This window comes from Flaviaestuariibacter terrae, assembly GCF_054777635.1.
Genome location: NZ_BAAHAL010000008.1, coordinates 116,899 through 141,055, shown reverse-complemented (window position 1 = coordinate 141,055; position 24,157 = coordinate 116,899). Strand labels below are relative to the sequence as shown.

The 24,157-nt window shown below is 60.8% G+C and carries 11 protein-coding genes; 8 read left to right on the top strand and 3 right to left on the bottom strand.

Annotation, left to right across the window (positions count from 1 at the left end):
- The first annotated feature begins 79 nt into the window (after positions 1 to 79).
- Both ACYU7Z_RS08555 and ACYU7Z_RS08550 read left to right on the top strand, forming a co-directional pair.
- Positions 80 to 4,225, top strand: a complete 4,146-nt coding sequence (locus tag ACYU7Z_RS08555; protein ID WP_460569403.1) for a PKD domain-containing protein — start codon at positions 80 to 82, stop codon at positions 4,223 to 4,225.
- Positions 4,226 to 4,231: 6 nt separating this feature from the next.
- Entirely contained in the window at positions 4,232 to 5,269 is a 1,038-nt protein-coding gene (locus tag ACYU7Z_RS08550; RefSeq protein ID WP_460569401.1) for a PorP/SprF family type IX secretion system membrane protein, read from the top strand.
- Here ACYU7Z_RS08550 and ACYU7Z_RS08545 read toward each other — a convergent pair.
- On the bottom strand, positions 5,238 to 6,077 hold the full coding sequence (locus ACYU7Z_RS08545; RefSeq protein ID WP_460569399.1) for a nucleotidyl transferase family protein: 840 nt from the start codon (positions 6,075 to 6,077) through the stop codon (positions 5,238 to 5,240). The genes ACYU7Z_RS08550 and ACYU7Z_RS08545 overlap by 32 nt on opposite strands.
- A gap of 291 nt (positions 6,078 to 6,368) precedes the next feature.
- Here ACYU7Z_RS08545 and ACYU7Z_RS08540 point away from each other — a divergent pair, with 291 nt between their 5' ends.
- Together ACYU7Z_RS08540 and ACYU7Z_RS08535 are read left to right on the top strand one after the other, a co-directional pair.
- Positions 6,369 to 6,740: a hypothetical protein gene (locus ACYU7Z_RS08540; protein WP_460569397.1), complete on the top strand. Its 372-nt coding sequence runs from the start codon at positions 6,369 to 6,371 to the stop codon at positions 6,738 to 6,740.
- A gap of 9 nt (positions 6,741 to 6,749) precedes the next feature.
- The gene (locus ACYU7Z_RS08535; protein ID WP_460569395.1) at positions 6,750 to 7,313 is read left to right on the top strand and encodes a DsbA family protein; all 564 of its coding nucleotides are present in this window, start codon (positions 6,750 to 6,752) and stop codon (positions 7,311 to 7,313) included.
- A 122-nt stretch (positions 7,314 to 7,435) separates the two neighbouring features.
- On the opposite strand, the gene ACYU7Z_RS08530 is transcribed toward ACYU7Z_RS08535, so the two are convergent.
- Complete coding sequence (locus tag ACYU7Z_RS08530; protein ID WP_460569393.1) at positions 7,436 to 7,684, bottom strand: hypothetical protein; 249 nt, start codon at positions 7,682 to 7,684, stop codon at positions 7,436 to 7,438.
- 103 nt (positions 7,685 to 7,787) lie between these two features.
- Positions 7,788 to 8,864, bottom strand: coding sequence for a 2Fe-2S iron-sulfur cluster-binding protein (locus ACYU7Z_RS08525; protein WP_460569391.1), 1,077 nt, complete (start codon positions 8,862 to 8,864; stop codon positions 7,788 to 7,790).
- Between the two features lie 207 nt (positions 8,865 to 9,071).
- Between ACYU7Z_RS08525 and ACYU7Z_RS08520 the strand changes: the two genes are divergently transcribed.
- The 4 genes from ACYU7Z_RS08520 (at position 9,072) to ACYU7Z_RS08505 (ending at position 24,154) form a co-directional block, all read left to right on the top strand.
- Complete coding sequence (locus ACYU7Z_RS08520) at positions 9,072 to 11,114, top strand: DUF3857 domain-containing transglutaminase family protein (RefSeq protein WP_460569389.1); 2,043 nt, start codon at positions 9,072 to 9,074, stop codon at positions 11,112 to 11,114.
- Between the two features lie 89 nt (positions 11,115 to 11,203).
- Positions 11,204 to 11,728 (top strand): CAP domain-containing protein, encoded by a 525-nt coding sequence (locus ACYU7Z_RS08515; RefSeq protein ID WP_460569387.1) that lies wholly within the window; start codon positions 11,204 to 11,206, stop codon positions 11,726 to 11,728.
- Positions 11,729 to 11,966: 238 nt separating this feature from the next.
- Positions 11,967 to 12,557, top strand: coding sequence for a TMEM175 family protein (locus ACYU7Z_RS08510; protein ID WP_460569385.1), 591 nt, complete (start codon positions 11,967 to 11,969; stop codon positions 12,555 to 12,557).
- A 173-nt stretch (positions 12,558 to 12,730) separates the two neighbouring features.
- Positions 12,731 to 24,154: a PKD-like domain-containing protein gene (locus ACYU7Z_RS08505; RefSeq protein ID WP_460569383.1), complete on the top strand. Its 11,424-nt coding sequence runs from the start codon at positions 12,731 to 12,733 to the stop codon at positions 24,152 to 24,154.
- Positions 24,155 to 24,157: the final 3 nt, after the last annotated feature.

Genomic DNA, 24,157 nt, shown 5'->3' with positions numbered 1-24,157 from the left:
GTCCGTAGTTCTACCGGCTGCTGTACGCTTCTCCCAACCATTACTTTCCAAACTCACCGGCCAAATAAACCAGCTGCTCATGAGCGTCCGTTTTTCATCGATTGCTTTCTTCCTCATCCTTCTTTTCCCCTTACTCGGCAACGCGCAACAGCGAACGGCCGAGCCGCAGGTGCAGATCCGCGCCGCTGGCGGGAAATACCTGTTCGTAAGCCGGAGTACCGGCCAGCCCGTATCCGCGCAACGCTTCGACGAGGCCCGCCCCTTCTCGGGTGGCTTTTCGGTGGTCCGTATCGGCACGCAGTGGGGGTTTGTCAACGGCCGCGGTGAGCTGGTGCAGCCACCCGCATTCGATGAGCTTTCCGATTTTGTTGAATATGCTACACTTGCCCGCAGCGGCGGCAGCTGGAAGATCATCGATACCAACCGCGTCGTGCGCCGCGTGTTCGACGCGAACTGGCAGCCCCCGCGCCGCGGCGGCAGCAGCGATCCCGTGCGCCCGCCGGTGACCCAGGTGCTCACACCGCATCCCGACCTTCCGGCCCGCACGGCCACGACGGCTTCGGGACAGTGCCCGTTCAACCTCGACTTCGAGGCCGGCAACTTCAGCAACTGGACCTGCTTTGCCGGTACTGTACAGGACGACGGGTTCAGCACCAACGTAATCAGCGTCAGCCAAACGCCCCCGCTGTCCGGGCAGCATAAGATTATCACGCGCACCCCTACCTCGCTGCTGGACTACTACGGCGGCTTCCCCATCAACCCGCCCGACGGCAGCCAATATGCCGTGAAGCTGGGCAACGACTTTGTGCAGCGCGGCGCCGAGCGCATCCGCTACGTGGTGCATGTGCCCAGCCCGGCCAACGAATATTCCATCCGCTTCCAATACGCCGTGGTGCTCGAAAACCCAAGTGGCTCGGGCAACGAGCACGAAGACTGGGAGCAGCCCCGCTTCACCGCCAAGCTTTCCGACTCCGCATCGGGCGAATTCCTTCCCTGCGCCTCGTTCAACTACGTTGCCTCGCTGGTGCCGGGCTTCCAGCTTTCGCCGATCACGACCGGCGGCCTGCATTCGTCGCCGACGGGTTCGCCCATCCGGTACAAGCCCTGGTCGTCGGTGTATGTAAACCTGTCGCGCTTCGCGGGCCGCACGCTTTATTTCGATTTCACCACGGCCGACTGTACGCTCGGCGGTCATTTCGGCTATGCTTATGTAGATGTGTCGGAATGCGGCTCGGCGGCCAAGCTCACGTACAACTGTACACCGCCGCACGAAACGGTACTCGAGGGCCCGCCCGGATTCCAGAGCTACCAATGGTGGAACCAGAACTTTACCCAGCAGCTTTCAACGGCGCCGAGCTTCACCATCAACCCGGGCCCGGTCATTGGTTCCGGCTACTGGGTGATCGTGAAGCCCTTCAACAATACCGACTGCAACACCTGTAATTGTACGGATACGCTGCACGTGGAAGCCAACCCGGTGTTCCCGACAGCCAATGCGGGCCCGGATGCGGTCATCTGCGAAACGGGTACGGTCAGTATCGGCAGCGCTCCGGCAAACGGGGTGAGCTATTCGTGGAGTCCCTCGACGAACCTGCTCTCGCCGAACGCATCGAGCACGGTGTACAACGGAACGAGCTCGGCCACCTATGTGCTCACGGCCATCGATGGCAACAACTGTACGGCTACCGATACCGTATCGGTTTCGATCCAGCCGAAGCCGCGGCCTGGCTTTACCATCGCCAACAATGCGCTCTGCGCGGGCGACGTGTTCTCGTTCAGCAACAGCAGCACCGTGGCCAGCGGAACACTGGGCTACCGCTGGGACTTCGGCGACGGAAGCTTTTCCACCGACGTCAACCCGACGCATACCTACGCCACGGGCGGCCCTTATACCGTGAAGCTCGTTGTGACCACGGGCGCCGGCTGCAAAGACAGCAGCAGCCTCCCCATCACCGTGTACCGCAAGCCCACGCCGGCCTTCACGCTTAACGCCCAGGGCCAGTGCCTGACCAACAATCTGTTCCAGTTTACAAACGGATCCTCGCTCAACGGCGGCACCTTCACCGGCACCTGGAATTTCGGCGACAACAGTAGTTCTACGGATGCGAGTCCTTCGCACAGCTACGCGCTCCCCGGCACCTACCCGGTAACGCTGGTGCTCACCTCCGACCGTGGCTGTATCGATAGCCTGCGCCGCGAGATGGTGGTAGACCCGCTGCCAACGGCGGCTTTCGCTGTCAACAGTGCGCTGCAGTGCCTCAACGGAAACAGCTACCAGTTTACCAACAACTCCACGACGCCCATCGGCAGCCTGGCCTACCATTGGACCTTCGGTGATGGCAACAGCGCCAGCGACGCCGCGCCGGTGCACAGCTACAGCAACTACGGACCCTTTACCGTGCAGCTTACGGTAAGCACCGTGAACGGCTGTACGCATTCGGTGCAGCTTCCCGTAACGGTACACCCGAAGCCGCAGCCGCAGTTCAGCATCAACAACGGGGCGCAGTGCCTCACCGGTAACCGCTTTGTGTTCAGCGCCAACGCAACCATCGGCGCCGGCAGCATTAACCTCACCTGGGATCTTGGTGATAATACCAGCTCCACACAGAATACGATCACGCATACCTACGCCAGTGCCGGCACCTTCACCGTGCAACTGCTTGCCGTAAGCGATAAAGGTTGTAAGGATTCACTGCGCCTGCCTGCCGTGGTGCACCCGATGCCGCAGCCTGCCTTCACGCTCAACAGCAGCGCGCAATGCCTCAACGGGAACTCATTCAATGCGGCCAACGGCACTACGATCGGCAGCGGCACGATGACCTACCAGTGGAGCTATAGCGACGGCGCTGCCTCAACGCAAACGAGCCCGAGCCATAGCTTCGCCACGTACGGTCCCTTCTCGATCGGCCTTGTGGCCACGAGCGACAAAGGCTGCATCGACAGCACGCGGCAGCCCGTGACTGTACACCCGAAGCCGATGCCCGCCTTCAGCATCAACAGCGCGCAGCAATGTCTTCGCGGCAACAGCTACCAGTTCAACGGCGCGGGCTCGATCGCTGCGGGCAGCATCAGCACGACGTGGTATTTCGGCGATGGCAGCACTTCAACACAGGTGAGTCCTTCGCACAGCTACACGATTGCCAACCTCTACAACGTACGCCAGGTGCTCACGAGCGACAAGGGCTGTAAAGACTCGACCTCATTGCCGATCGACGTGGTGGCGAACCCAACGGTACAAACCGGTGTCACGCCACGGAGCCAAAAGCTTTGCGAAGGCGACAGCCTGCAGCTCTCGGCAACCGGCGCGCTTATCTACAGCTGGTCGCCGGCAACGTCGCTCACCTGCAGCAACTGCGCATCGCCGCAGGCCTTTCCCCGTAACGACCAGGCCTACTACCTCGTTGGCTTCGGACGCGCGGGCTGTCCCGGTGAGGACACGGTGCTCATTTCGGTGAAGCACCCGATCCACGTAACGGCCGGCGGCATCACGGTGTGCAGCAACGTGCTGGGCCACCTCAGCGCGCAGGGCGCGACCACTTACAGCTGGAGCCCCGCTACCGGTCTCAGCGACCCGGCGAGCGCCAACCCCAACGTTATTCTCGACAGCACGCAGCTATACCAGCTCGTGGGCTTCGACAGCGTCAATTGCTTTACCGACACCGTGCAGGTCCTGGTGCACGTCAACCCGTCGCCGGGTGTTGATTTGGGGCCGGATCTTGCGCTGCCGACAGGCGCCGTACAGCAACTGCAACCGGTCATTACCAACGGGCCTATTGTCAGCTGGACCTGGCTGCCCACGCAGGACCTGAGTTGCAGCAACTGCCCCGCGCCGACCGTGACCGTACACCACGACCTGTTGTACGTGCTGAAAGTGGTCAACAATTTTGGCTGCAAGTCGAGCGATACGCTCCGGATAGCTGCGTTCTGCAAAGACGCGCAGGTGTTCGTGGCCAATGCCTTTACACCCAACGGCGACGGGGTGAACGACGTGCTGTACCTGCAGTCGTCGGGTATCGCCAAGGTGCGGTATTTCCGCATCTTCAACCGCTGGGGCGAGCTCGTGTTCGAGCGCACGGAGTTTACACCCAACGACCCGCGCTTCAGCTGGGACGGGCGTGTGCGTGGCGTTCCGGCCAGCCCCGACGTATTTACCTGGACAGCCCAGGTGGTTTGTGAGAACAAGATCGAATACAACCTCAAAGGGAATGTATCGGTATTAAAATAAGTGAAGATGAAAAGAGGCGTACTGGCGGGCCTGGTCCTGCTGCTTTTGGGAAGCTCCTGCATCGTTTCGGCGCAGGATATCAACTTCTCACAATTCTACGAGCTGCCGCTGCTCCGCAACCCGGCGCTCGCGGGCACCTACAAGGGCGACTACCGCATCACGAGCGCATTCCGCCGCCAGTGGAGCAGTGTGACAACCCCTTACCAGACCACCGCGCTGGGAACCGAGCTCCGGCTGGCTTCGCGCGGCAGCGACAACTACCTGAGCCTCGGCTGCCAGGTGACGCATGACGAGGCCGGCGATTCCCGCCTCAGCCGCACGCAGGCCCTCCCGATGCTCACCTTTCACAAATCGCTCAACAGCGCCCGCGATGCGTACCTCGCCCTCGGTGTGATGGGTGGCTTTGTGCAGCAGCGCTTCGATCCGTCGGGACTTCGCTTCAGCGACCAGTTTGTCAGCGGCGCCTACAGCCCGCTCAACCCGACGCATGAGTCGTTTGCCAACAACAGCATCAATTACGCGGATCTGACAGTGGGTCTTACCTATACGAGCTCCTTCGGCGATAACGAAGACCAGGGCACGCACTACTACGTGGGCGCGGCGCTCTTTCACCTCACCGAGCCCCGCGTGGCCTTCAGTCCCAGCAACGATATTCGCCTCAACAAGAAATTCGTTTTCAACGCCGGCCTCTCGGTGCCGATCAATGAATCGGAACGCGTGGTGGTATACGGCGACTTCTTTCTGCAGGGCGGTAACCAGCAGGGACAGGGCGGACTGCTGTGGCGCAAAGACCTGGGGGCGCAGGAAGAGGACCTGCCCGTGAGTCTTTACCTCGGCGGCTTTTACCGCGGCAACGACGCCGTGGTGCCCGTGGTAAAGCTCGACTACCATCAGCTTGGTTTCGGGTTGACCTACGATATGAACGTAAGCAAGCTGAAGAGCGCGTCGAAGGCACGCGGCGGCATCGAGCTGACGATCTCCTACCGGGGCTTCCTGCACTCCGACCGTAGTTCTACGGATAAAATGCGCTGCCCCACTTTCTAAGATCCGCCAGGAGCTCGCCGAGTGTGCCCCCGGCTGCACGGAACTGCCGAATAGAATCGGCGCCCGCCGACTTCGACAACTTTTCTCCCGATGCATCCGTGAGGAGCGGGTGGTGCTCGAAGCTGCAACGAAGGAAAGCGTCGCTGCCCAGCCGTCCGGCGAGGTACAGCTGTGCCAGCGTCGACTCCCACAGGTCTTCGCCCCGAACAATATGGTCGACCCCAAAATGCACGTCATCGACGAGCGAGCTGAGCTGGTAAGCGGCGCAGCCATCCTTTTTCCGCACAACAAAATCGGTTTGCGCAACGGGCAGCCGGGCCCGTATCGCTTCGCCCTGCTGCCGGTGAACGAGCAGTTCCAGGTCCGGTTCGGTTCGGAGCCGCCAGGAGGCGCCGGGCGTGTTGAGCGGGAGGCCCTTGTTGCGGCAGGTACCCGTATAAATACCGTCGGGCTGCGCGCGGAGCAGGTCGGCGCGGGAGCAGGTGCAGGCAAATACGAGGCCTTCCGCTGCGAGCCGGTCGAGTGCTGCGGTGTAAAGGGGCATCCGGAGCCGCTGTGACCAGGCCGCCTCGAAATCGGCGGGATCCCGCGGGCCTTCGTCGGGGGTTATCTGCAGGAAGCGGAGTGTTTCGAAGATGTCGGCCACGTATTCCGGGCGCACGCGCTCGCGGTCCATATCGTCGATCCGCAGCAGCAGGCGGGCGCCGGCCGCCTGCGCCCGCGCCGCGGTGAGCAGGAAGGAAAGGGCGTTGCCGCGGTGCAGGTAGCCGCTCGGCGTCGGGGCGATACGTGTTCGGGTAAAGGTCATCGGCGGCCCCGAAAATGGGGTATTTCGGCCGATAAAAAAAGGCCCCTGTAGAGACAGGGGCCGTTGCGCATATCGTATGCACATGAGATGCCGCGAAGCTAAGAAGCTCCCCACTCACCGGAGGTTAAAAAGGGTTAATGGTTTGCTGGCAGGGACAAGTGGCAAGGGCTTTTTGCAGCGCGCAGCCCTGCCGCAACGGCGCATTAACAAGCCCTTAGCAGCCATGCTGGCGCGTTTCCTGCCGCTTCGCGTGTTAACAAAGGGTAGCATGTTCTTTGCACTTTCAGCAGCATGAATACGCGCAAAATACTGATCGTCTCGGCACGCCCCCAGGGCATTGCTTCCTGGCCGGCGCAGTACGAGACCGTTGTGGCTCCCACCGATGAATCGGCTATCGAGCTGGCGCAGCGGCAGGACTTCGAGGCCATCGTGCTCGACGGCACCGACCCGGAAGTGCACGGCGCCAAGCTGCGGGCCATCCTCCCCATTCTTCAACCCGAAGCTGCCCTCTTCGAACACAGCGGCAGCGCCGATACGCCGGTGCAGTCGGTTGTGCAGGAGCACTTCCGCCGCCTCCGCAACGACCGCATCCGCCAATACCTGGTACTCGACGAGCTCGACGCCCGCAACTGGTCGGAGCCGCCCGCATTTTCGGCTAATTAAATCATTCGTATGAGGCAGAAAGAAATAGCTCCTGTACTCCCCACGCGCGACCTTTTCCTGGGCACGGCCAAGGCGCCCGTGACGCTCGTGCTGTACGGCGATTATGAAAGCGCGCCGACGGGTGCGGCCCATGCGGTGCTCCGTGGCCTGGTCGACGAATACCCCGGGCAGCTCCGCTACAGCTTCCGGCATTTTCCGCTCACGCGGCTGCACCAGAAGGCGCACAAGGCCGCGGAAGCCGCCATCGGCGCGGCACAGGAAGGAAAGTTCTGGGAAATGCACGAGTTGCTGTTCGAGCACCGGCTCACGCTGGGTACCATCAGCCTGAAAAGCTATGCCCGCGAGGTGGGTGTGAAGAACAAGCATTTTCTCGATCAGCTCATCAACGGTGACTGGGGCTGGTATGTGCAGGACGACCTGCGCGAAGGGATCCAGAAAGGCGTCGAGACAATCCCGGCCCTGCTGGTGAACGGCCGCCTGCTCACCCGTGAGCTCAGCGCGCGCAACGTGCGGGCCGCTATTGAGGAAGCGCTTGCTGCGAAGGAAGCGGCGCCGAAGAAGAAGCGGGCCTGAGCTCCCTACAACGAATCAGAAACCGGGCAACTGCCCGGTTTTTTTTATTACTGCGCGGAGCGTTTCTCCGGCCACAGGCCATGCTGTTCCAGTGAATATGAAAAATGAAGCGACGATGCCCGTTACAGGCCCGCGAGTGCCTCGTTGGCCTCGATGGCTTCGCGAAACTTTGGCTCGGCCTGCAGCACATAGCTGGGCAGGTGCATCGGGACGATGGTCCAGCTGCCCTTTGCATCGAGGCGCATACGAAAGATGGTATGCTGGTGCCAGTCGGCAAAATGTACATGGTAGCTTACCGGGAGCTCGGGGTGAAAGATGCGTTTGAACCGGTAAGCCACCTGGTCTATAGTGATCGTAAATTCCTGCTTCATGCCACGTGTTTCTCGGCGTCAAAGCTAGCTTTCCCTTTTTTAGAAACCGCCGTAGTTGTACGTAGTATTTTCTCGATGAGGTTTTACGATCGCCGTTGCGGAATTAACGATCCAGTTGCGTTACAGGGGCATCCGTTGACGTGTCGTCGAGGCGCAGTGTGACGCCGTTTCCGGTGGGATACGCCGTGCAGGTAAGGGTGAGCCCGCGTGCCCTGTCGGCATCGGTAAGCACTTCGTTGTGCGCGAGCCAGGTGCCCCCGTCGAGGCAGGCTGCAATGCAGCTTGCACAGCGGCCCGCGGCGCAACTATACGGAAGCTCGAGACCATGGCGCTGCGCTGCGCGCAGGATCGTATCGGGCCAGGTCGCGGTGAACTGCCAGCAGCGTCCCTGCCAGTACAGCGTCACTTCCTTGGGCGATGCATCGGGCGGCTGCATTGGAGGCAGGGAAGGCTTTACGGGGATGAAATCTTCGCGCCGTATATGAGCGTCGGCGATTCCTGCTTCGCGCAGCACAAACCGGCAGAAGCGCATATAGGCCTCGGGGCCGCAGGTATAGAACCAGCACCGGGCCGCATGCACATCTTCCTGTTGCAAAAACGAAAGGAGACCATCGCGTGTGAGCCGCGCGCTTCGGAGCTGCGGGTTGCTGCTGAACAACAGGTGCAGGTGAAAGCGATTGCTGAAGCGGCGCGCAAGTTCCTCGAGCTCTGTTTTCAATATCGTTACCGACGGGTCGTGGCTGCTGTACACAAGCACGACGCGTGCCTGCGGGCGCTCGTAGAGCGCGGCGCGGAGCAGCGAGTAGATGGGCGCGATGCCGCTGCCGGCTGCGAGAAAAAAATACTGCTGGCCCGGGGTTGCTGCCGGGAGCTGGAAGAGGCCGGCCGCGCCTGTTGTCTGGAGCACGTCGCCGGGGCGAACAATGTCGAAAAGGTAGCGCGAGAAAAGCCCGTTGTCGATCCTCCTGACACCGATGGCCGGGGCTTCATCAAGACCGGGCACGCTGAGTACCGAGTAGGAGCGCCGCACCTCCTGGCCGCCGATGGTCTGCACAAAGGTGAGGAACTGGCCGGCCGTGTAGCGGAGCGCGGGCTGCGGTGCAAAGGAGATCCGCCGGAAGCCCCGAACGAGCTCATCGCTTTGAACAACAACCAGGGGAATCAGTGGAGGCGCCGGCATGCTCCGAAAGTACGAAAGGGCGGTCAGTGGCGCCGTAACTGCCAGACTACGGCCAGCGTAAAGACGATGATGAGGGCAAGTGTAAGCAGGAGGTACAAGGTCCGGCGGCGATCCTTCCGGCGCGGGGTCATAAGCAGCTTTGTTGGTAACGGCTAAAGGTAGCGAAACCGCGCTCCGCGCCGATTGGCGTATCTTCGGTACCTGCTTATGAGACTTCTTTTCCTGCTCCTGTCGGCGCTTCCGACGCTTCTTTGCTGTGCCCAACGGGTGGCAACAGGCCCCGTTCCGGCCTGGGTTACCCGCCACGAACTGAACTACACCGAGACCGGCCTCGAGGAAGGCGCGGGCGATGGCTACATCGATCTTGATTTTGAAAAGCAGGTGTCGCTGGCATCGCAAACCGTATTTATACGGTCAGTCCGCCGGGTGCTCTCCGACGCCGGTGTGCAGAACGCCTCCGAAGTATCGGTCGATTACGATCCTGCCTACGAGCAGCTCGTACTGCATACCGTGCAATTGCGCCGCGGTGCGCAGGTCATCGACAAGCTGCAACCCGCGCGCTTCCAGGTGCTGCGTCAGGAAAAGGAGCGCCGCGAGCATCTCTACAACGGCTCGCTCACGGCGCTGCTGCTGCTCGACGATGTGCGCCAGGGCGACGTGATCGAATACAGCTACAGCATCCGCGGCTTCAACCCGGTGTTCGGCAACCGCTATGCGGCGCGTTTCGACACGCGCTTCAGCGTTCCGGTTTACCATATCTACTACAAGCTGCTTGCTCCCGCGGGGCGCAGCTTCAGCATCCGCAACCCCGCCGGCGGGCCGGAGGCGCAGAACGTCAGCACCGGCAGCGAGCGGGGCTGGGCCTGGCAGTTGCGCCGCAGCGCGGCACTGCAGGTTGAAGACCATGTACCGGCCTGGTTCGATCCCTATCCCTCGATCGAGGTAAGCGAGTGGCGCAGCTGGCAGGAAGTGATCGACTGGGCGGCGCGTCTTTTCCCGCCGACCGCGCCGGCCCCTGTGCAGCGGCTGGCGACCGAATGGAAGGCCCGGTACCCGAGCGACGCCGCGCGCACCGTTGCGGCGCTGCGCTTTGTGTCGGAAGAAGTGCGCTACCTCGGCGTGGAGATGGGCGCCAACACGCACCAGCCGCACCCGCCGGAGCAGGTGCTGGCGCAGCGCTTTGGCGACTGCAAGGACAAATCGTACCTGCTCTGCGCGCTGCTCCGGGCGATGGGTATCGAAGCGTGGCCAGTGCTTACCAATACCAGCGACCGACATGCCGTGCGTGGCTGGCTGCCGACGCCGGTGGCCTTCGATCATTGCACGGTACAGGCACGTGTGGGAGGCAAGACCTTCTGGTTTGATCCCACCATTACCGGCCAGCGCGGCACGCTCGACGAGATCAGCTATCCGAATTACGAGGTAGGGCTCGCGGTTCGTCCCGGCGACAGCGGCTTCAGCGATGTGGCGCTGCAGGACCGCGGCCGCATCGACGTGACCGAGCATTTCAAGCTGGAGGATTTTGGCGGTGCGGGTCGCCTGCTCGTAACGAGCGTGTATACCGGCTCCTGGGCCGATGCCAACCGCGATGCCTTCCGCAGCAGCAAGCGCGCCGACAAGCTGAAGGAATACCAGGATTATTATGCGGCCTACTTTGATAAGGTGACCGCCGACAGCATCCGCTGCGAGGATGAGGAAACGGCCAACCGCTTTACCGTTCACGAATACTACACGATCCGCGATCTCTGGAAGAAGGAGGGAAGCGGCAGCCGCGAGCTGTCGGTCTTTCCCTTTGTGATCAACGCCTACCTGCGCAAGCCAAGCGACGTGGACCGCAAGATGCCTTTTTCGCTGGATTACCCGCTGCACCTAAGCGAGCACATCGAGCTCGAGCTCCCGCAGGATTGGGATGTAAACTCCTTCGACGACGTGTACAGCGGTCCCGGCTTCCGCCTGTCGGCCTCGGGCAAGGGGAGCGGCAACAGGGTGCTCCTTTCGTATGCGTACGATACCGACCGCGACCATGTGCTTCCCGGCGAGGTGAACGATTACCTGGCGGCCTATCGCCGCGCCAACGACAACGTGGGGTACAGTCTTACCTATAGCGGCGATGGCACGGTGCGTGCACCTGCGCGTCCGAAGCCGACGCCGCACTTCGAGCCGATGACGCTGGCAGATCTCTATCCTGTGCTGTATGTGCTGCTCGGGCTTGCGGTGTTCATCACGTGGCAGATCCGACGGAAGCGCTAGCCGGGTAATGCTGCGACATTCACAGAATCTTCACAGCGCTGCCGACATTTTCGGTGAAGCGATGCGTTAACAGCGAAATGGCTCCTGCGATGAAACCGCTTTTTCTCCTCTTCCTGGCAGCAATCTGCTGTAACCCTGCCGACGCACAGCTGGCGCGCAGCGGCTCCGCCATTCCGCCCGCAGAGGCGCAGGCTGCCCTGGACGTGCACAACAGGGTGCGGGCCGAGGTGGGCACTGCGCCCCTTGCGTGGTCCGAATCGCTATCGGCCTTTGCACAGGCCTGGGCCGAAGAGCAGGCGAAGCGCGGTTGCCAGATGCAGCATCGTCCCGCCGGTGGCGCCTGGACGCAGCAGTACGGCGAGAATATTTTCTGGGGAAACGGCCGCTACTTCAGCGCTGCCGAAGCCGCCCAATCCTGGTACAGCGAAAAGAAAGACTTTACCTACGGCCCCGTGACGGCCGGCAACTACACGCGCAGCGGCCACTATACACAGATGCTTTGGAGCAGTACCACCGAAGTGGGGATGGGCGCCGCGCGCTGTCCCAACGGTGCTTGGATCATCGTGGCCAACTACAGCCCGCGGGGGAATTATCTTAACGTAAAGCCGTATTGAGAGGGTTCAGGAAGGTTCAGGAGGTTTAGAAAGTTTGGAGGCGAGGAAGAAAGGTTTTGAAAGGTTTTGAAGGGTTTTGGAAGGTTTTGGAGGGAAGGCCATCCAGCCGCTCAACGCTCACTTCTCACACTGCTCACCGCTCACTCGCTCACCGCTCACCGCTCCCCGGTAATTCCTCACCGCCCACCTTCCCGCCTCCCGGTTTCCTTCCTATCTTCCACGTTCCAAAACGGCAGCTATGGGTAAAGGACGACTGGAAGCATTCAGCGATGGCGTGCTGGCGATCATCATCACCATTATGGTGCTCGAGCTGCGGCCTCCGCACGGCACCCATTTCGCCGACCTGCGCCCGCTGTTGCCGGTGGCCCTGGGCTATATCCTGTCGTTCATCTACCTCGGTATTTACTGGAACAATCACCACCACCTGCTGCAGGCCGCGCAGCATACCAACGGGCGTGTGCTCTGGGCCAACCTGCACCTGCTTTTCTGGCTGTCGCTGGTGCCCTTTACCACTGCCTGGATGGGTGAGCACCCGGGTGCGCGCGGCCCGGTGATCGCCTATGGTGTCGTCCTCTTCGGCGCCGGTTTTTCGTACTACCTGCTGTCGCTCTCGCTGGTGCACGCCGCGGGCCGCGAATCGACCCTTGCCCGCGCCATTGGCCGTGACAGCAAGGGCATCCTGTCGCTCGCGCTCTACGCAACGGCCATCGCCGCCGCCTTTCTCAGCACCTGGATCAGCATCTTCATCTACACAGCTGTTGCCATCATGTGGGTCGTGCCCGATTCGCGGATCGAGCGCAAGCTCGCGCACGAGGAGCCGGAAGCTTAGTATCGGTGCGCTTATCGTATTTCTACGAGGGCGCTTTTTCTCCCTTATCCAGCTTTTTTGCCAGTTGATGGCCCTTTCCTGCCCGTTCAACGGCAGAGTTTCGTTATTTTGTAAGCCAGTTTCCGCTGAACAACCAACTGCTTTTTTTTCGAATACCACCAACTGAACCGCTTATGAGACGCGCTCTCCTGTTTTTCCTATTCCTGATATTGGGGCTGACCAGCTTTGCACAGCCGAAAAAATTACGTGACCGGTCACCGGGGTCTTCGCGGAATATCTCCCGGACACTGGATGCCGGATATACCATCACTCCGCGTGATACAGCATTTTGCCAGGGAGGAACTGCGCTGCTCACAGCAAGTGTGCCCGGTCTGCCCGCTGTAGCCTACCAATGGACCAGGAATAACACGGATATTATCGGCGCCACGTCGGCGACTTATACCGCCAGCACAAGCGGCTCGTACAGTGTTGTTGTAACGAGCGGCACAACCGTCGTTCATTACGACACGGTTACGGTGACCGTAAACCCGAACCCAAGCATTGACTTCACCTTTTCGAACGACAACAGTTGCGCGGGCACCAACGTTGGTTTTACCTCCCAGCCAAGTGGTGGCACCACGCCGTATACCTATTCATGGGACTTCGGTAACGGTGTGACCTCAGGTGCGGCTAACCCGACGAAAGTCTTCAATCCTGCTCTGGGCTGCGGCTTTGTTGATTCAACGGTAGCTCTGAAGATTACCGACAGCAAAGGTTGTATCGCCAGTGTCGGACACCCGGTACGGGTTAAGAAGAAGCCTGATGTTACAGTCAAGGACGCGCAGAACCCATTCAGTCAATTCAATAACTGTAGCCACAATCCATCAGCGGCAAACCCAAATTTTCAAGTTGTCGTAGAAAATACCTCGCCGAGCAGTTCGTGTATCACTTCTTATACAATCGATTGGGGTGATGGAAGTTCACAAAGTGTTGTAACTACATCTACCTTTTCAATTCCACATACATACACTTCGATTCGAGAGTTTACGATTACGGTGACAGCGCAAAGCGATAATGGTTGCACCAATTCAAAGACATATAAAGTCGTTAACCAGTCAAATCCCGCTGTCGGTATCGGGGCTTCCGGTAATACGACCGGATGTGCGCCGATCGGTTTCTTTTTTAATCTGACGAATTATAATCTAAACTCAGATGGTACGTACTACACATGGTCGTTCGGTGATGGGAGTTTAGATACTGTATGGCATACCGGGGCACTTCCTTCGCCCCCAAATATTTTCCACCTGTTCGATACGACTTCCTGCAACTCTCCGAATCAGCAATTTGTCGTAAAAGTTACAGCTACAAACGGTTGTAAGTCAACAACTGCGACCGTAGACAATATCACCATTTTTAAAAAGCCTAAGGCAAAGTTCTCAAATCCACCAAGTGCATGTGTAAACACCTCTGTCTCGTTTACTAACACGTCTATAGCCGCTTACAACGAAGGGTCCTGTAGCAGAGAAACTTTTTACGAGTGGACTTTTGGCGATGGCGGGACTTCTACGGCGGAGAATCCGACGCATACTTATACAGCTATTGGTACTTACGACATCCGATTGATTGCTCAAGGATCTTGTGGTAAGGACACTTTTTACAATACCATCTGCATCGTTCCCCAACCTTCCTCTTCATTCACAATCAGCGACGCTTCGATTTGCAAAGGTGGTTCTGTTACCACTACAAACACCTCCAATACGCTTACGCAGTGTGTGGCCGCAACCTATAGCTGGAGCGTTACCTACCAGGCCACCAATTGCGGGGCCTCCAGCTCCTGGAGCTTTGCCGGCGGTTCAACTGCTTCCTCACTCAACCCAAGTTTCACATTCGCGAATCCGGGTACCTATACCATAAAGCTTTCGGTTACGAATGCGTGTACCACCAGCACCTATACGAAAGACGTGATCGTCAAGGGGCCACCGACGGTATCCATCAACGCGATCTCCGACCGTTGCGTGCCGGCGACCATCACGCCGAGGGCGACTGTGACCAATTGCGGTACCGGCGCGCTGACCTATTCCTGGAGTTTTCCAAGCGGATCGCCCGCCACAGGAACTGGCGCAAACCCGGGCACTGTATCCTATGGTGCAGCCGGCACTTATTCTGTCAACCTGGATGTTTCCAATGAATGTGGCCTGACCAATGCGACGAAAAGTTTTGCCGTAAATCAAACACCCGATCTGACGGTCCCTGCTTCGCTGTCGCTATGCCCGGGCGCCGCCACCGGACCGTTGACCTTCAGCAGCACGCTGGCTGGAACCACTTTCAGTTGGACGAATGACAATACAACAATCGGATTGTCATCGAGCAGCGGCAACACGAACATTGCCTCGTTCAATGCGGTTAATAACACAGCGGTGAATCAGGTGGCCAATATCACGGTTACGGCAACCAAAGGCACCTGTACCAAGCAAGATGTCTTCACTATCACCGTGAAGCCCAAACCCGCCATCACCGATACCACGGTCTCCATCTGCAGCGAAGGGTCGTTTGCCTTCACTCCCTCGGCCGGACGTCCGCTCGGCTCGATCGTTCCGTCCAACACGACGTATACCTGGCCGGCACCCACCACACCGACACAGCTCAGCGTCTTTCAATCCGGCACGGATCAAACCTCACTGACCGGAACGCTGACGAACAGCATCGCTTCGGCGGTGACGGCCACTTATTCGGTAACTCCCAAGGCCGATGGCTGCGCCGGAAGCGCTTTCAATTTCAAAGTGACGGTGAAGCCGAAGCCGTCGATCGCCAACGCCTCGGTTTCTACGTGCAGCGGCACGGCTTTCACGTTTAGTCCCTCCGGCACAGCGCCGAACATAGTGCCTTCATCGGGTCTTACCTATTCGTGGACGGTAAGTGCACCCGCATCGGTCAGCGGCGCATCCGATAAAAACAATCAAAGCAGTATTTCTCAAACCCTCATCAACAGTGGAAGCACAGCGGTGAACGTGGTGTATACGGTGACGCCAACGGCCGACGGCTGCAGCGGCGCCGCCTTCACCCTCACCGTTACCGTTAAGCCGAAGCCCAATGTGCAAAATGCGAGCGCATCGATCTGCAGCGGCGCCACCTTCACCGTAACGCCGCTGGACGGTGCCACGATCGTGCCCGCCAACAGCACTTACACCTGGAGCACCCCGTCGATGCCCGCGGGCGTGACGGGCGCCGGCTCCGGCACGGCCGCCTCCAGCATCAGCGGCACGCTCAACAACAGCGGCAGCTCGGTGCAGCAGGTGGCGTATTCCGTTACCCCGACAGCAGATGGCTGCCCGGGAACGGCCTTTACCGTTACCGTTTCGGTGGTGCCCGGTGCTACCCTGAGCAGCGTGAGCGATCGCACCTATTGCAACGGAAGCAGCAGCGGCGCCATCAGCCTCAGTGCCACGCCTGCGGGAACCGACGTCAGCTGGACCAACAGCAACACGGCCATCGGGCTTGCCGCCAGCGGCAATGGATCCATCGCCGCCTTTACGGCGACCAATACCGGCAATGCGCCCGCAACGGCCACCATTACGGTAACGGCTACCTATAACAATGGCGGACTGGGTTGCAACGGCAGCACCCGCACCTTCACCATCACCGTCAACCCCACACCCTCCGCGGACGCCATCAGCAGCCAGACGCTCTGCAACGGCAGCGCAACGGCAGCCATTTCGTTCAGCGGTAGTGTGAGCGGCAGCACCTACAACTGGACCAACAGCAACGGCACCATCGGTTTGGGCAGCAGCGGCAGCGGCACCTCTATCGCTTCCTTCACCGCCACCAACACAGGCAGTTCCGCGGCAACAGGCAACTTCGTTGTCACGCCTTCCTATAGCAACGCGGGTCAAACCTGCACCGGCGGCACAAAGGCCTTCAGCATCACGGTGAATCCTACACCTACCGTTACTGCCATCAGCAACCAGGAGCTGTGCAACGGCGCCGCCTCCACGGCCGTCAGCTTCAGTGGCGCAGTCAACGGCGCCGATTACGAGTGGACCAACGATCTGCCGTCCATCGGCCTGGCAGCCAGCGGCTCCGGCAGCATCGCGTCCTTTAACGCGATCAACAACGGCAGCAGCGATGTAACGGCAACCATTACGGTGACGCCGAAGAAGACCAACGGCACTGATCCGACCTGCACCGGTACCGCACGCAGCTTTACCATCAAGGTACATCCCACACCGACCGTGAACCCGGTTACGAGCCAAACCCGTTGCGTGGGAACGTCCACCACCGCCATCAGCTTCGGCGGCAGCAGCGCAGGCACCAGCTATGCCTGGACCAACAGCGACAATAGTATCGGTATTGCGGCGAGCGGAGCCGGCGACATCAGCAGCTTCACGACGTTGAACAGCACCAACACTCCGCTGGTCGCCTCGCTTTCGGTAACGCCCAAGATCGGTGCCTGCTCGGGCACGGCCGCTGCCTTTACGATCACGGTGAACCCGAAGCCGAAGATCGGCCCGCTGACGGCGAGCATCTGCAGCAACGACAGCTTCCATGTGAACCCCCTGAACAACGCGCCGACAACGATCGTTCCGGCCGGTACGACCTACATCTGGGGCGCGCCGCAGATCGACCCGGTGAACGCGATCAGCAATGGGGGCGCACAGAACACGCCCAGCAACAGCATCGGGCAGTTCCTCACCAACGGCACTTCTTCGAATGCCACCGCTACCTATTCGGTGACGCCCCAGGCGCCGGTGGCGCTGGGGGGCTGCAGCGGCGATCCGTTTACGGTAACCGTATCGGTGAACCCGCAGCCGGGCATCTCGAGCTTCACGCGCAGCACCTGTAGCGGCGACCCTATCAACGTGACGCCCTCCGGTGTTCCTTCGGGCACGAACTATAGCTGGACGACCCCTCCGGCGGTGACCCCCTCGGGAGCCGTGACCGGCGTCACCACCAGTGCGAATGGTATCAGTGCCATCAACGAAACCCTGACCAACACCACCAATGCCGCGGCATCGGTGCAATACACCGTGGCACCCACGGCAGGCACCTGCGGCAACGGCAGCTTCACCATCACCATCAATGTGGATCCGAAGCCGGCGATCAACAACTACACCCTCGCCGACATCTGCTCGGGCGATGTTATTTCGGTGCAGCCCGCCAACGGTGTGGCTCCCGCTGTGATCGTTCCGGCCAACAGCACCTATACCTGGACCGTGAGCAGCACGAGCCCGGTGGGCGGCGCCGTGGATGGCAGCTCCACCAACGGCATCATCAGCCAGCAGCTAACCAACAACGGTACGTCGAATGCAACGGTGACCTATACCGTGACGCCGAAGTCGGGCAGCTGTACGGGTGCCGACTTTACGATCAAAGTAGTGGTGAAGCCGAAGCCCGTGCTGGCACCGGTGCAGCAGGCGATCTGTTCGGGCAATGCCTTCAGTGTAACGCCGGGCAATGTGCCCTCCGGCACCACCTATACCTGGCCGGCGCCGCAAAGCAACCCGGCGGGCGTGCTCACGGGCAACGCGCAAAGCAGCGGCGTTACCAGCATCGGCGAATCGCTGGTGAATGCCACCAATGCGGCGGCCAACCTTGTGTATACCGTAACGCCCGTCAGCAATGGCTGCACCGGCAACGACTTCACTATAACGGTCACCGTCAACCCGAAGGCTTCGGTGACCAATTATTTCGATACGTTGTGCAGCGGCGGTTCCTTCCTCGTAACCCCGCAGCACGGAATCCCTGCCACCAACAGCATTCCCGCCGGAACGCTGTATACCTGGGGCACGCCCTCCGATCCGTCCAACGCGATCAGCGGCGATGCGCTGCAGGCGCTCCCCGGCGCCACCTCCATCGGGCACACGCTGGCGAACAGCAGCAACGCACCGGCGACGCTCACGTATACGGTCACGCCACATTCGGGCGACTGCGTCGGGCCGGACTTCACCGTGTCGTTTACGGTGAACCCGCGGCCGAAGCTGCGCGACACGGCGCTGACCACCTGCTCGGGCGCCGCCTTCAACCTGGCACCGCCCAACACGGCCCCGGCGCAGATCGTGCCCGCGCCGACGAGCTACAGCTGGAATGCGCCGGTTGTGACGGGTGGCCTTACCAGCGGCCAGGCCGGCAGCAATGCGGCCTCTATCGGGGGCAGCCTCGGCAACCCCACTACAGACGTACAAACCGCCACCTATACCATCGCACCCGTGTCGGGTGCCGCCGGCCACTGCGTGGGCGATTCCTTCCGCCTGGTGGTAACGGTGAACCCGCAGCCCGGGATCGGGCCGCAGGATACGGCCATCTGCAGCGGAACCGCTTTCGATATCCGCCCGCCCGGTGTGCCGTCCAATACGAATTACAGCTGGACCCTGCCCCAAAGCAGTCCCGCCAACGCCATCACCGGCGGGTCGCTCCAATCGAACCAGGGCAGCATCGGGCAAACGCTGACCAACAACACGAATGTACCCGCCACGCTGCTGTATTCGGTGACGCCCACCGCCGGGTCCTGTGGCAACAGCGCGTTTACGGTTACCGTAACGGTGAATCCGAAACCGGTCATCGGAAGCCTGAGCGCCGACATCTGCAGCGGGGAATCCTTCCTGCTCGATCCGCAGAACGGCACAGCGGCCGGCACGATCGTGCCGGTTACGACGACCTATAGCTGGGGCCAGCCTTCGGTGAGCCCCACCGGCGCGGTGACCGGCACGGCGCAGAGCGGCCGCCCCAACATCGGCGAGCTGCTTAACAACGGAACCAATGCTTTGGCCACGGTCACCTACCAGGTTACGCCCACGTCCACCGCTCCCGGTGCCTGCGCCGGCGACGCCTTCCCTGTGACGGTGCAGGTGCGTCCGCGCCCGCTCCTCGCCGACAAAACGCTGAGCGTATGTAGCGGTACTGCGTTTACTCTTCGTCCGGATAACACGTTGCCCGATATCGTTCCGGGCAACAGCACCTATAGCTGGGCCGCGCCCACGGTTACCGGAGGCTTGCTTGGCGGCACCGACGGCACCGACCTGGCGCAGCTAACCGCGACGCTGATCAACCCGACCAATGTGGCGCAATCTGCGGACTACCTGCTGACGCCGAAGTCGGGGAGCTGCACCGGCACGCCCTTTCATTTCCGGGTCACGGTGCTGCCGACACCAAAAGTGCCGGCCCTCACCGATGCCATCTGCAGTGGGCAAACGTTCAACTTCCAGCCGGCGAATGCCGCACCGGCAACGATCATTCCGGCCGGTACGCTGTATAGCTGGAACGCGCCCACGTCGAGCCCGCTCAATGCGGTGACGAACGGGTCCGCACAAAGCGGGCAGGACCATATCGGGCAGCTGCTGACCAATGCGACGAACCAGCAGGCCACGGTTACCTATTCCGTCACGCCGGCCACGGCTGGCTGCACGGGCGATGCCTTTGCGGTGACCATTACGGTGCATCCGAAGCCCGTGATCGGCGACCTAAATACAACGATTTGCTCCGGTTCCTCCTTCAACCTGAGCCCGCAGAACGCCGCACCGGGCACGATCGTTCCGCAAGGCAGCACCTATGCCTGGGCGTCTCCGTCGAGCAACCCTCCGGGAGCCATCACGGGTGGAAGCTCGCAAACGGCTGCTTCTTCGATCACCGACGTTCTGTTCAACAACACGATCCAGAACGCCACGGCGCAGTACCTCGTCACACCCACGTCGGGCAATGCTGATCATTGTGCCGGTGCGCCCTTCACCGTAACGGTGCTCGTGAAGCCGCAACCTACCCTCAGCGACCAGGCAGCGACGATCTGCTCGGGCGATGCCTTCCTTGTGAACCCGCCCAATGCACCGGCGGGCACCACCTACAGCTGGGTGCTGCCGCAGCCGACGCCCGCCGGAGTTATTTCCGGAGGAGTGGCCCTGAACAACCAGCCGGACATCAGCGGTACGCTTGTGAACAACAGCAATGCTACCGCTTCAATGGTATACGTTGTTCGCCCCTCGGCATCCAATTGCTCGAACAGCACCTTCAACGTAACGGTGACTGTGCAGGCAAAGCCGGTGATCCCGACGCAGACGGCAACGATCTGTACGGGTGGCACATTCCTGATCGATCCTGTAAATAATGCTCCCTCGGTAATTGTTCCCGCAGGCAGCACGTATACGTGGACGACGCCTTCAAGTGCGCCGATCAACGCCGTAACGGGCGGGGCAGCGCAGCCGTCAGCTGCTCCGAACATCAGCCAGCAGCTGGCGAATGCGGGCGTAGCGCCTGCCACGCTTACCTATTCGGTGACCCCGAAATCGGGTACTGCCGGTGGTTGCGTCGGTGCTCCTTTCGATGCGGTTGTAACGGTGAACCCCGATGCGCGTGCGCGGCTGGCGCCCACCGATACAACGGCCTGTCCGCCCTTCCTCATCTCGCCGCAGGTGCTGGGCCTCGTGCCCTACCCGAACGCCAACGGCGTATATAACTGGTTTGCCAACGGGGCGCCGATCGGTACCGGGTTGCCCTTCCCCGGCTACACGATCGCCAACGAATACGATTCGATCGACATCAAATTGATGGTGACATCGGCCTTCGGCTGCAAGCCCGATAGTACGGCCTTCCGCTTCTACACCTATAAACTGCCGCATCCCGAGTTCTCGCTGACGCCTTCCGGCGGTTGCGGACCCTTGTCGGTGCAAGTCGTCAACAACACGCCGTATGCCGCGGACTTCCAGTACCAGTGGAACTTCGGCCAGGGGCAGAGCTCCGGCAACATGCAGCCCGGTGCCATCGTGTTCCCCCCGAACCCGACGTTTGGCGATACGGTGTACCAGGTGAAGCTGATGGCCTACAACGAGTGTGATACAGTGATCGTGACGAAGCCCGTAGCGGTTTCCTCCAAACCCAAAGCACTTTTCACACCCGATCACACAACGGGCTGCTCGCCGATGCGCGTGGTCCTTACCAACACCTCGCTCGGCATCGGGGCCACGTATACCTGGATCTGGGACGATGGTACACCCAATACATCATCGCCCGATCGCAGCCCGGTGACGCATGTATTCAACACGGGAGTTCAGGACACCTTCTACGTGAAGCTCGCGGCGGTGAACAACTGCGGCTCCGACACCGCTACCTATGCCATAGTCGTGTCGCCGAACCCCATCCGCCTGCTGATGGCTGTAAATGGCACGCAGCAAAACGGATGCGCCCCGCACAGCGTTCAGTTCATCAACAATACACTTGGCGCTACCGGCTTCCATTGGGATTTTGCCGACGGCAATACACTGAATACAACGCGCGGTGTCGATACGGTAACGCACACATTCCTCGCGGCCGGCATCTACAACGTGCGGCTGACGGCCTTCAACGGCTGTACCGATACAACGATGACCCTGGCCATCGAGGTGTTTCCGAAACCGGTTGCCGCCTTCAGTGCCGACCGGCTCACCGTTTGCCTGGGCGACAGCATTCACTTTACCAACAACAGCAGCAACGGTGCCAGCTCGTACCTCTGGCAGTTCGGCGACGGAGCACAATCAACGCTTACGAGCCCGGCCCACGCCTACAGCGTCGCCAGCACGTATGATGTAAAGCTCATTGCCTACCGCTTCAATGCCCCGGGCAATGTATGCTCCGACTCACTCACGGTGCCGGTGCTCGTGGTTGCCGGTCTCCCCGGCGGCATCAGCCTGAGCGATTCCATTTCCCGCTGCGTGCCCTTCACGGTTACGTTCAGCAATCCCAACCAGCCGTCCTCCGCCAGCACCTGGGATTTCGGCGATGGCAGCAGCGCTACGGGCAATGTCGTGACGCATACCTACCAGCAGGCGGGTATCTATATCGCAACGCTTACGAGCGTCTCGCCTGGCGGCTGTACCTATTCGGCCCTGCGCCGCGTGCGCATCGACGCCCCGGCGGGCAGCTTCACCTACAACTCGGGCTATATCTGCGGCGGTCGCTCCGTGCGCTTCGACGCGACGGTGTCGGGCACCGATACGCTCATCTGGAACTTCGGCGATGGCAGCACGCAGGCTACCCTGCAGCATGTTGCCTTCCATACCTATCCGAACCCCGGCCTCTATGTACCGTCGGTAACGCTTGCCTCCACGGCAGGCTGTCACCTGCTGCTTCCGGGTGTCGATACCATCAGGGTCGACCGGATCGTGGCCGGCTACACAGCAACGCAAAACCGCAGCTGCGGCTCCACGGATGTGACCTTCCGCGATACGTCGAATGTCTTCTTCGGGATCAGCCGTATCGAATGGGATTTTGGTGATGGCACTACCGGCAGTGGTCCGCTCGTGCGGCACGGCTACAGCAGCAGCGGCGCGTACAACATCCGCGAGATCGTATTCTCCGGCAGCGGCTGCTCCGACACGGTGCTGCGCGTGCTCAACGTAACCGTATCGGGTATCCCGACGGCTGCCATCTCGGCCCCGCCGCAGGCCTGTTCCGGTATCCCGGCAACGCTGCTCGCCAATGTGCAGTCCGTTGACCCAATTACGCTCTACGAATGGTCCGTTAATGGAACCGTGCAATCGTCGGCCAACCTCTTCACGCCGACGTTCACGGCGCCGGGCACCTACGCGATCCGTCTTGTTGCAGGCACGGCCAACGGTTGCTTCGATACGGCTCGTCTCGACCTCACCGTTCGTCCGACACCGGTGGTCACCGCTTCGCCCAGCCAGGACCTTTGCCTCGGTCGCTCCACGCAGCTCAATGCCACGGGCAACGGCGTCGTGCAATGGGGCTGGTCGCCCATACAGGGGCTTAGCTGCAGCAGCTGCCCCAACCCGGTGGCCACACCCAACGGTACCACGCCCTACCTCGTTACCGGTACCAACAGCTTCGGGTGCCCCGGCTACGATACCGTGGTTATTACGGTGCACGGGCCCATTCACATGAGCGTATCGCCCGACGACAGCATCTGCGTGGGTGATGCGGTGCAGCTGCTTGCAACTGGAGCGGCTTCCTACGTGTGGCGCCCCGATCAGTACCTCGATAACGACTCAATCCCGAACCCGATGGCAACGCCGCCCGTTACAACGCGCTACCAGGTTGTGGGCTACGACGGCTGGAACTGCTACAACGACACGGCCTACGTACTCGTAGCGGTGGGCAATTACCCCACGGTCAACCTCGGTCCCGACCTGCAGCTTGCAACGGGTACCCTGCGCCCGCTCGTGACCACGATCACCAATGGACCCATCCGGGATTGGACCTGGTCGCCGACCGCCGATCTCAGCTGCGGCAACTGCCCGCTGCCAACGGCAACGATCCGCAACAATGTCGTGTACACTGTGCGGGTAACCACCTTCTACGGCTGCAGCGCTACCGACAGCCTCGTGATCCGCGCTTTCTGCAAGGATGCGCAGGTGTTCCTTCCCAACGCTTTCAGTCCCGACGGCGACGGGGTCAACGATGTGTTCATGGTGCAGGGCAGCGGCATTCTCCGCGTGAAGACCTTCCGGGTATTCAACCGCTGGGGCGAGCTCGTGTTCGAAAAGAACGAGGTGCCGCCCAACGACCCGCGCTTTGGCTGGGACGGGCGCGTGATCGGCCACCCCGCGGCCCCCGACGTGTATGTGTATACCGTAGAAGTACTGTGCGAGAACGGCACACCCTATACCTATAAAGGCAACGTAACCATTCTAAAATGAGGT

Bases quoted from the DNA above. Each gene is read 5' to 3' on its own strand.
- ACYU7Z_RS08555 (WP_460569403.1), top strand. From the start codon at position 80: ATGAGCGTCCGTTTTTCATCGATTGCTTTCTTCCTCATCCTTCTTTTC.
- ACYU7Z_RS08550 (WP_460569401.1), top strand. From the start codon at position 4,232: ATGAAAAGAGGCGTACTGGCGGGCCTGGTCCTGCTGCTTTTGGGAAGC.
- ACYU7Z_RS08545 (WP_460569399.1), bottom strand. From the start codon at position 6,077: ATGACCTTTACCCGAACACGTATCGCCCCGACGCCGAGCGGCTACCTG.
- ACYU7Z_RS08540 (WP_460569397.1), top strand. From the start codon at position 6,369: ATGAATACGCGCAAAATACTGATCGTCTCGGCACGCCCCCAGGGCATT.
- ACYU7Z_RS08535 (WP_460569395.1), top strand. From the start codon at position 6,750: ATGAGGCAGAAAGAAATAGCTCCTGTACTCCCCACGCGCGACCTTTTC.
- ACYU7Z_RS08530 (WP_460569393.1), bottom strand. From the start codon at position 7,684: ATGAAGCAGGAATTTACGATCACTATAGACCAGGTGGCTTACCGGTTC.
- ACYU7Z_RS08525 (WP_460569391.1), bottom strand. From the start codon at position 8,864: ATGCCGGCGCCTCCACTGATTCCCCTGGTTGTTGTTCAAAGCGATGAG.
- ACYU7Z_RS08520 (WP_460569389.1), top strand. From the start codon at position 9,072: ATGAGACTTCTTTTCCTGCTCCTGTCGGCGCTTCCGACGCTTCTTTGC.
- ACYU7Z_RS08515 (WP_460569387.1), top strand. From the start codon at position 11,204: ATGAAACCGCTTTTTCTCCTCTTCCTGGCAGCAATCTGCTGTAACCCT.
- ACYU7Z_RS08510 (WP_460569385.1), top strand. From the start codon at position 11,967: ATGGGTAAAGGACGACTGGAAGCATTCAGCGATGGCGTGCTGGCGATC.
- ACYU7Z_RS08505 (WP_460569383.1), top strand. From the start codon at position 12,731: ATGAGACGCGCTCTCCTGTTTTTCCTATTCCTGATATTGGGGCTGACC.